The sequence below is a fragment of the Halobaculum sp. EA56 genome, assembly GCF_051195075.1.
Lineage (GTDB): Archaea > Halobacteriota > Halobacteria > Halobacteriales > Haloferacaceae > Halobaculum.
Genome location: NZ_JBNTJX010000046.1, coordinates 1 through 5,618, shown reverse-complemented (window position 1 = coordinate 5,618; position 5,618 = coordinate 1). Strand labels below are relative to the sequence as shown.

The window sequence follows — 5,618 nt, the reverse complement described above, 5'->3', positions numbered from 1 at the left end:
GCCATGTCCCCCGCGTACACCGTCGCGTCGAGCGCGTCGGTCAGCCCCAGGGACTCCAACTTCGGCGCCTGCCGCCATTCGGGGCCGTTCGTGAGGACCCCCACCGGCCCGCGCCGACGGGCGGCCGCGAGCGCCTCGCGCGCCCCGGGCGCGTACGAGACGGCCCCGTGATCGATCGACGAGAGCAGGCCGTCCGCCAGCGCGTCCGCGTCGACCGGGGCCCGCCCGTGCCGGGCCGCGACCACCCTGAACCCCGCCGCGAAGTACGACCGCTCGTCGTTCGGCGTCGGCGCCCCCGTCAGCGCCGCCCACAGGTCCGCGGGCTCGCCGAACGGCTCGACGCCCGCCCGCCGGAACGCCCGGGCGTACAGCGCGTCGGGGTCGCCGTCGCGGCGACACAGCGTGTCGTCGAGGTCGAACACCGTCGCCGCGTACCGACCCGTTCGCATGGACTCCGGTTGGCGGTCGACGCGCAAAACGCGTTCGGGCGGCGAAAGCACTCGAAAGGCGGTGGGGTCTCCCGACCGACCGGGCCCGTCGTGCTCGGCCGATATCGGGACCACGCGCCCGCGGCGACTGTGAAGCACTCGCAAACCGGTGTGGTGTCCCGACCCCGGACGGCGCCCTCGACCGTGACTCCCTGACACCGGTTTTCGAGTGCTTTCGGCGCGAGGGTGGGGGGCCGGTTCGTCACGGGGCCGCCTCGCGTATAGTATATCTATTTCGATCCTAGCTAGTAGTAGCGTAGTCGAACGCCCGAGAGGCCGACGTGTGCCGGTCTCGAACGCCGGGACGATCCGCCGACTCTCCTCCTCGTCCGCATTTATATACTGCCCGCGGCGTAGCCGCCGATCCCGAGCACGGGGTCCCCGGTCCCGGTCGCGGAAAGCACTCGAAATCCGGTGTGGGAGGGGTCGGCCGGCGGCGGCGTCCGGGAGCGGACCGCCGGCGTGACCCGGACACAGGACTCGACCACGGATCCCGGTTCGGCGGCCCGAAGCCGGCTCGTCCGGGCGGTCCGACCACGACGCGTGCCGGGCCGTCGGGCGAAGCACTCGAAATCCGGTGTTCGGATCCGCCGGCCGGACGACCGTCGCCCACCCGCCTCCCCCGGCCGGCGAAAGCACTCGAAAACCGGTGTGTGTCCCGCCGGTCCGTCCGGTCGATCGGGGTCCGGGGGTCCCGACGGGTCCGGGGCGGTCGGGTCCTCCACGTCGGGCGGGAACACGCTCGAACACCGGCGGGGCACTCGAACACCGGCGGGGCACTCGAACACCGGTGTCGGAACGCCGTCCGCGAGGGGAAACACTCGCAGTCACCCGCACTCACTCGCAGAGCACTCGAAGCCCCCCGGTGAACACTCGAAAGCACCCGAAAGCACTCGCACTTCCACAGCCTTATCACCGGGGTCGCCCCAGAGGCGGGTGCGACATGGGGTCGAGCTCGATATTCGAGGACGACGTGGAGATCATCCGCAACGCGGACCTGTTCACCGAGGAGCACACGCCCGCGGAGATCCTCTGCCGCGACGACGTGATGCAGGACTACGTGAACGCGCTGAAGCCGGTGTACAAGGGGCGGCCGCCCCGGAACGCGTTCCTCTACGGCGACACCGGCGTCGGGAAGACGGCGGCGACGAAGTACCTCCTCCAGGAGCTCGACGCCGACATCGACGCGCGCAACGACGACGCCCCCGGCGACGCGCGCGGGTTCACCTACGTCCGCGTGAACTGCCAGAACCTCGCGCCCGCCGACGGCACCGCCTCCTCCTACCAGGTGGCCATCGCGCTCGTGAACGAGCTGCGCGACGGCGAGACGGTCTCCTCGACGGGCTACGCCGCCCGCGAGGTGTACGAGATGCTGTACGACGAGCTCGACGACATCGGCGGCACCGTCCTCATCGTGCTCGACGAGGTCGACCGCGTCGGCGAGTCCGACACCCTGCTGTACGACCTGCCGCGCGCCCGCGACATCGGCTACGTCGAGAACACCCGGATCGGCCTCATCGGCATCTCCAACGACTACACCTTCCGCTCGAACCTCTCGCCGAAGGTCCGCGACACGCTGTGTGAGACGGAGATCAAGTTCCCCGCCTACACCGCCGAGGAACTGGAGGAGATCATCGAGGCGCGCGCCGAGCGCGCCCTCCACCCCGACACCTACGGCAAGGAGGTGCTCTCGCTGTGTGCCGCGCTCGCCGTCCGCAATTCCTCCGGGAGCGCCCGCCGCGCGATGGACCTGCTGAAGCAGGCGGCCGAACACGCCGAGAACGAGGGGCACGTCCCGATCGAACCCGACGACGTGTACGCCGCGAAGGAGGAACTCGACTACGGCGACATGGTCGAGTCCGTCGCCGACCAGGACCAGCACAAGCAACTGATCCTCTCTGCGGTCGCGCGCCTCGACGCCGACGGCCGCACGCCCGTGCGGACGAAGGCGATCCACGCGGCCTACCGACGGCTCGCGCAGGCCGCCGGCGACGACCCGCTGAGCCAGCGGGGGATGTACAACCACCTCACCCGCCTCGACATGCTCGGGTTCCTCCACTCGTATCAGAACAACGAGGGCCTGCGCGGCGGCCAGTACAACACCTACGAGCTCTCGGAGGCGCTCACCGTCGAACAGGTCGGCGACGCCATCGACGACTCGGAGCTCCCCCTCGACGGCGTCTCCCTCGACATCGAGCGCATCCTCCGCGACGCCGGCCTCGCGGACGCCTGACGGTCGTCGCCCTCGGCGACGCGGGGACACCGGTTTTCGAGTGTTTCTCGGGACCCGCCCTCACCCGCCGGCGGGGCAGTCGTGCCCGCGGACCCGTTCGCGCCGGACCTCGCCGGACCCGTCCGGTTCGACCGGCTCGACGACCGCGTACACGACGACCCGGTCCAGGGGCTCGCCGCCGTGTCTCCACCTCCACCGGTCGCACAGCGCCGCCGCGAAGTGCCGCCGGAGGCGGTCGTCGTCGCTCCAGCGGACCACCTCGAGGTACTTCCGCCAGCGCGCGCTCGGGTACGAGGTCCAGGGGCCGTCGGGCCGCTCCCAGGTGAACTCGCCGCCGCGGATGACCTCGACGCTGCCGCCGGAGCGGAGCGTCCCGCGCGCGACGTACCACACGTCGTTGCGGGGCGGCGCGGGCGCGAACATGTCCCAGCGCGTCTCCCCGGGACTGACCGCCGTCTCCCCGACGTCCGGCGTATCGACGTATCCCAGCGCGGCGGCGTTCCAGGCTACGACGACGACCAGCCCCGCGGCCGCGACGACGCGACCCGCCCGTCCGGCCGTCGCGACGACGCGTGCTCGGTTCGGGCTCTCGGCGCCTTCGACTGACGCTCGTTCGCGCGCTCGCGCGACCCCGTCTATCGGAGCCGCGAGAGGTCCCGCCGCCGCCCCGCGGGCCGCGGTGCCGATCGAACGGAGCCGCGTCGCCGCCGGGTCCCACCGCCGCTCGACGGCGTCCCAGACGCGCGTGGGGAGGTACGGGAGGAGCGCGGCGACGCTGATCAGCGGGAACAGGCCGACGCCGAGCGTGAGCGCCATCCCGACGTGTGCGGCGGCGAACGCCGCGACGACGGCGACGCGAGCGCGCCCGGTCGTGAGCAGCAGCAGCGGCGAACCGCACAGCAGGGCGAGCCACCCGATCCCGAGCACCGTCAGCACGGTCGGGTACCCCGCCAGCACGTCGCCGAACAGCACCGTCAGCGAGTCGATGCGGAAGACCGTCCGGACGGCCCGCCCGCTCGGCCACGCCGACCCCCGGAGCTTGATGACCGCGTTGACGGCGTAGACGACGACCGGCTGAATCAGCAGGGCCGCCGCGGCCGGGTGTGTGCAGCGCTCGACGGATCCCACTCGGCCCGCCGCGTCGCCCCCGTCGCCTCCGTCGCTGCCGCCGGCCTCGTCGCCGCCGGCGACCGCGCGCCGGACCGTTCCCATCGAGAGTCCCGAACCGAGCGGGAGGAACAGGCTCCACAGGAGCGTCCGTCGCAGCAGCGAGTCGCCGCCGTTCAAGACGAGGGGGTTGCGCGCGTGCAGGGAGACGAGCAGCAGCCACGAGCAGACGGCTGCGGTCCTCGTTCGGTAGCCGCCGAGCATCGCGAGCGCGGCGACGGCCGCGAGCGCGAACAGCAGGACCGTCCACCACGCGCCGCCGAACAGCGCGTGCAGGGAGAGCCGCGCGACGACCGGGAACTCCGCAGTCAGCGCCGCACGCGGGAGGCTCCCGGCGTCGGTGTAGAAGAACCGAAGCGAGCGGGCTCGCAGCGCCAGATCCGCGAGCAGCAACGTCGCGAGCGCGACCCGGAGCGCGACGAGCGCCCGCGGGTCGACGGAGAGCCGTCGGACGGCCGCCGCCCGGACGGCGCGGACGGCGCTCGCCGACCGCGATCGGAGGGCCACACTCCCCTTACACCGGTCACCGAGTTGAATACTTTGTGAAGAACCGACGGCTCGACCCCGGACGCCGACGAACCGGGTGGGGTGACAAACGTACCCACGTTGTGCCGTAACTCGGCGACGGCGAGACGACGGGCTTTTACGTACCACTCCCATCCGATGTGATGTGAAGCGCGCCGCGGTCGGCGCGGCGTCACGCCATGAGGATTCCGCCCCTGCGGTCCGCCGCAAGACGGCATCTGATGTGAGCCCCGATAGTTCGGTGACATCTGGTCGGTTCCACGATGTCGCCACGATATGACCCGCCAACCCTCCCCTCACGGGGAGACATTCCGGTTGATCCTGCCGGAGGTCATTGCTATCGGAGTCCGATTTAGCCATGCTAGTCGCACGGGCTCAGACCCGTGGCGGAAAGCTCAGTAACACGTGGCCGATCTGCCCTACAGACCGCGATATCCTCGGGAAACTGAGGTCAATAGCGGATACGGGCCCCTTCCTTGAACGGGGAGGCCCGGAAACGTTCCGACGCTGTAGGATGAGGCTGCGGCCGATTAGGTAGACGGTGGGGTAACGGCCCACCGTGCCGATAATCGGTACGGGTTGTGAGAGCAAGAACCCGGAGACGGAATCTGAGACAAGATTCCGGGCCCTACGGGGCGCAGCAGGCGCGAAACCTTTACACTGCACGACAGTGCGATAGGGGGACTCCGAGTGCGGAGGCATAGTGCCTTCGCTTTTGTGCACCCTAAGGCGGTGCACGAATAAGAGCTGGGCAAGACCGGTGCCAGCCGCCGCGGTAACACCGGCAGCTCGAGTGATGACCGATCTTATTGGGCCTAAAGCGTTCGTAGCCGGCCGGGCAAGTTCGTCGGGAAATCTACCAGCTCAACTGGTAGGCGTCCGGCGAAAACTGTCCGGCTTGGGACAGGGAGACTCGAAGAGTACGTCCGGGGTAGGAGTGAAATCCCGTAATCCTGGACGGACTACCGATGGCGAAAGCACTTCGAGAGAACTGATCCGACGGTCAGGAACGAAAGCTGGGGTCTCGAACCGGATTAGATACCCGGGTAGTCCCAGCTGTAAACGATGTTCGCTAGGTGCGACGCAGACTACGTGTCTGTGTTGTGCCGTAGGGAAGCCGAGAAGCGAACCGCCTGGGAAGTACGTCCGCAAGGATGAAACTTAAAGGAATTGGCGGGGGAGCACTACAACCGGAGGAGCCTGCG

General features: G+C 69.7%; 3 protein-coding genes and 1 rRNA gene. 2 read left to right on the top strand and 2 right to left on the bottom strand.

Going from position 1 to position 5,618, the window contains the following annotated elements; translation table 11 throughout:
* A partial coding sequence (locus tag ACQUQ1_RS21500; RefSeq protein WP_435066265.1) for an HAD family hydrolase occupies positions 1-449 on the bottom strand: 449 nt, incomplete at its 3' end.
* A gap of 982 nt (positions 450-1,431) precedes the next feature.
* Here ACQUQ1_RS21500 and ACQUQ1_RS21495 point away from each other — a divergent pair.
* A complete protein-coding gene (locus tag ACQUQ1_RS21495) occupies positions 1,432-2,721 on the top strand; it encodes a Cdc6/Cdc18 family protein (RefSeq protein WP_435066264.1) in 1,290 nt (429 codons plus the stop codon).
* 60 nt (positions 2,722-2,781) lie between these two features.
* On the opposite strand, the gene ACQUQ1_RS21490 is transcribed toward ACQUQ1_RS21495, so the two are convergent.
* Positions 2,782-4,395, bottom strand: coding sequence for an HTTM domain-containing protein (locus ACQUQ1_RS21490; RefSeq protein ID WP_435066263.1), 1,614 nt, complete (start codon positions 4,393-4,395; stop codon positions 2,782-2,784).
* A 326-nt stretch (positions 4,396-4,721) separates the two neighbouring features.
* Here ACQUQ1_RS21490 and ACQUQ1_RS21485 point away from each other — a divergent pair.
* Positions 4,722-5,618, top strand: a 16S ribosomal RNA gene (locus ACQUQ1_RS21485); the annotation flags it as partial.

What these genes read in the sequence shown, in the direction of transcription:
- ACQUQ1_RS21495 (WP_435066264.1), top strand. Translation starts at nt 1,432, where the DNA reads ATGGGGTCGAGCTCGATATTCGAGGACGACGTGGAGATCATCCGCAAC.